The sequence below is a fragment of the Butyrivibrio sp. genome (assembly GCF_015056685.1).
In the GTDB taxonomy this organism is placed as follows: domain Bacteria; phylum Bacillota; class Clostridia; order Lachnospirales; family Lachnospiraceae; genus Butyrivibrio.
In genome coordinates this window covers 1-4,232 of sequence record NZ_SVFW01000092.1, presented here as the reverse complement: position 1 = coordinate 4,232, position 4,232 = coordinate 1, and the positions used below count along the sequence as shown (strand labels likewise).

At 40.4% G+C, this 4,232-nt stretch carries 2 protein-coding genes; both read right to left on the bottom strand.

Annotated features, from left to right (window positions below):
* Positions 1–1,598, bottom strand: a 1,598-nt coding sequence (locus E7303_RS17870) for a single-stranded-DNA-specific exonuclease RecJ (RefSeq protein ID WP_292146816.1), incomplete at its 3' end; no start/stop codon positions are given.
* Between the two features lie 146 nt (positions 1,599–1,744).
* Positions 1,745–3,367 (bottom strand): hypothetical protein, encoded by a 1,623-nt coding sequence (locus E7303_RS17865; protein WP_292146815.1) that lies wholly within the window; start codon positions 3,365–3,367, stop codon positions 1,745–1,747.
* Positions 3,368–4,232 lie beyond the last annotated feature (865 nt).

The window sequence follows — 4,232 nt, the reverse complement described above, 5'->3', positions numbered from 1 at the left end:
TTTACATCCTTTTGGGCGAACATAGGCTTGGTATTACCTGTTCCAAAAGGTTCCAACTTACTAAATTCCTTAACAAGCTCCATGCTCGCATACTTAAGAGGCATTACCATATCAAGATGGACTATTCTCTCATAATCGCTGTCTGTAAGCTCACACTCATTATTGAGTCTTGCGCGAAGAGTCTCAATGTTTTCTTCAGGAAGTGATAGTCCCGCAGCCATCTTATGTCCGCCAAACTTTGTAAACAGCTCTTTACACGCCGAAAGATGCTGGAACATATCATAGCTCTCAATAGACCTTCCTGATCCCTTTGCACCACCGTCAGCTGCCTTTGTAAGAACAATTGTAGGCCTGTAGTACTTTTCTTTTATCTTACCTGCTATTATTCCTGCTATAGATTCATGAACATTGGGAAGATACAGCACAATAACCTTGGGAAGTTCGCCTTTCTCGGCCTCTTCATCCACAATTTCTATAGCAGCATCAACACCCTCTTTGGTCATGTCTTTTCTGCTGTCGTTAAGGGCCTTTAAGTCTCCGGCAATCTTAGCGGCCTCAGCCTCATCTTCAGCAAAAAACAAAGATAATGCTCTTGTGGCCAGATCAAGCCTTCCTGTGGCATTAAGACATGGACCTATGATGAAACCGTAGTGGTATCCTGTCATAGCGCTTACATCAATGCTATTTACATCAATAAGAGCCTTAAGCCCCTTATTTTCTGTAAATCTGATGCGTTTTAAAGACTCTTTTACGATTATCCTGTTTTCATCCTTAAGTTCCATGACATCGCAAACTGTTGCAATGCCCGCAAAGATGATCTTTTCAGCAAAAAATCTTCCAATCAGCTCATCAAACTCTGGGTCTTCTTTTTCAGAAGCCTTTATCTGCGCCATAACTTGCAGGAACTTATAAGCAACAACTGCTCCGCAGATCTCTTTAAAAGGATACTCACCCTCAGCTCTCTTGGGGTCTATAACCGCATCTGCAGGCGGTAATATTTCTTTTTTCTCAGAAGTCCCTGGATCAGCTAAATCAGCACCTGCTTCGTCGCTAGAAGCCACTTCAAAAGGAACTTCGTGGTGATCTGTAACAACTACAGTCATGCCTTTTTCTTTTGCATGTTTGATCTGCTCAAAGGCTGCAATTCCATTGTCGCAGGTAATGATAGTATCAATACCGTCTTCAATAGCGGCATCAACAAGCTTGATGCTAAGGCCATAGCCATCCTTGATTCTGTCAGGAAGAACACAGTCCACATCTGCTCCAAAGAGCCTTAGTCCATCAACAAGTATGTATGAAGAACATATTCCATCTACGTCATAGTCGCCTATAACACGGATTTTTGCTCTCTCAGCTATTCTGGAGAGCATCACCCTGGCGCCCTTTTCCATGTCTGCCATTTTAAATGGATCATGGAGCATTGAAACGCCGCCGTTCAGATACTCATCCACTTTTTCCAAAGTACAATCTTCTTTTTCTGTCTCTCTGGAATTTATAAGTCTATTAGCAATAAGTCTGGCTGTGATATTGGAAATGCCATATTTAGCAGCGATTCCATCAAAATCAGCCTTCTTATTTGCTATCATCCATTTTGCCATATCTATCCTCTTTGTTACATAATAATAAATGCGCACCACCTTGTATTTTATGCGGTGCGCTTTGTATATCTTACCATATTTTATAAAAAGATGCGGAACAGATTATACTATCCGTTCCGCATCATGAATAAATCATTTATGTTTGATTATTTAACTACCTCACTGCCTAAAATGGATGCAAGTCTTTCAAATCCGCAGTAGCCAAATTTATCAAGGAGATTATTGATATTGCAGCCTGCAGGGACTACAACACGTACCATTTGTCCCTTAACCGGGAAGATAACTTCCAGACTAACACTTGCTCTCTTAGCAAAAGTTTCAAGCATTGCTCTGTCAAAGCATGCAGCCTTGTCAGTTTCAATCCTGAGCATTCCACCCATTGGTGTTGAGGTAATATTCTGGATAATAGTTTCCTTGTACTGAACATCAGTAAGCTCTGAAACCTTTATAGAAACTGCCTTTGATGGAGATGGCGCACCTTCTACTGCCGGCGCTATTGTTTTTTGTCCGTATGGAACTGCAACTCTTAATGCTCCTGCAGGAACATTTCCAACAGCTGTTGAAATCATAGATGTTGCCTGCTGATTCCGTGAATCATCCTGAATCACAAATAGTACAGGTGCTGTCTGGCTGGAATCGTTTCTTGAATCTTCTGCCGTTCCATCACCTGGATTTTGATTTGGTGAAAGCGCAGTTGCCTTCAAAAGAATTCCTCCTTTTGAATCAATCAGCTTAACACTGTAAACTCCATCACTTACCTTAGTAACTTCAACACTACTACTTCCTTCAATCCCATAATTTTTTGCAACAGTTGCTGTGAAAATCTCACCTATCTTTGTTGTTCTGTAATCCGCTTTAAGATCCGTGAAAGTAGCAAAATCACTTACAGACTTCAGGTCATCCCCTGAAAGGTCCATGTCTCCTTCAGTGTGAATGATATAGTTGATAGCATTCTTAAATAATTCTGTTGCGACAGCGTTTTCTTCCCCATAGATTTTTGCGGATACAATGTTTTCTTCTTTAGGAGTATCTATTGCATATACAACTACATTTGGCAAACTATCCACAAAACTCTGTTCAGTCGCCTCTTCATCTGAAATATATCCATGAGCCTCTATTCCCTCTGTTGCAGAAACTGTACCCATAATAACGATGCTGCAGTCACTATTGTCTACTTCTGCATCACACAAAACACCTCTTTTTGCTTCAACATCGCCACCTACATAAACATTTGAATGAATAGCCCAAATTCCTGTACCTGACGATTTTACATTCCCCTCTACTATAACTTGGGCAGGATCATCACCTCCATATGCGTTAATAGCATACTGCATACCATCATCCTGAACGTCAAGAACAACATCGCCACCTACAGTTGTTGTACCATTATGGCAGTCCACTGCACCTCCATTACATGAATAGGACGAAGAAGTAACCTCTACTTTTCCAGAAATATCGACATTTCCTCCATAATTTTCTACCCCAGCAATCCCCGCACTTCCATCGCGGTCAAGCGTCATATTCACATCACCTTTGACAGATACCTCAGAGTTTTCACCCGCCAGTACCGCGTAAATATTCGAACTGGATTCATCAAAAATTACATTTACATCCCCATTAATTACTTTGGGGTCATCCGGATTCTCATTAATTACAGGCTCTGTTACAGGCCCTTCTATTTCCTCTGCACATACTGTGATTGCAGGGGCAGCCGCCATAGTAAATGCCATAATACTTGCCAACAGTTTCCACAAAGTTCGTCTTTTCATTTACACATACCCTCCAAAAAAAGAAAAACATATATGAAATATTGTTACATTCTCTGCATAATATCATAGCAAATTTATTTATAAAAAAAAGTAACTTTTAGTTACTTCTTTTTCCAAAAAATGTCGTGTATTCATAGTTTTTAATGATTCCTTGTAACAACATAGACAGTCATTAACTCACTAGTGATATTATTTATCGTAATCTTTATGCCTATACCAAAGTACTCTGCATTTGTATATGCGTAAGTGATTGGCAGCGTCCGCCACCATTGACTGAACCTGATGAAAACGCCGTCTATACCTCGCCGACGGTGAGGATGATGGGAACAGTAGATCTTATCTCACCGTCGGATTCAGCATTGTAGCGTTTTCCTCAGACCCCGTCAATGGCAAGCACCTTCGGTGTGGCTAGGTGTTATTGCCTCAGGCTCTGACTCCGAGAACAGTAGGGGCGGCTACTTTCAAGAATATGTGTGACTATATACCCGCGGCTACCATTGTAAAGGGTACGACAATGCTAGTTTGGGCATATAGCTTGATACCGCTTTTGCAGCCACCATTTTAACAGGTAACTTGGGAAAAAAATATATATTACATTTCTTACCCTATCTTTCTGGTTTTCTTTGGGTAAGATAATGATTATTACGTTTCTCACCCTGTCTTTCTACTTTTTCTCGGGTAAAATATTGATTATTGCATTTCTTACCCTGTCTTTCCACTTTTTCTCGGGTAAAATATTGATTATTTCATTTCTTACCCTGTCTTTCTACTTTTCCTCGGGTAAAATGTTGATTATTTCATTTCTTACCCTGTCTTTCTACTTTTCCTCGGGTAAAATATTGATTATTTCATTTCTTACCCTGTC

Excerpts from the sequence above, each read along its gene's own strand:
- E7303_RS17865 (WP_292146815.1), bottom strand. The coding sequence starts at position 3,367 with ATGAAAAGACGAACTTTGTGGAAACTGTTGGCAAGTATTATGGCATTT.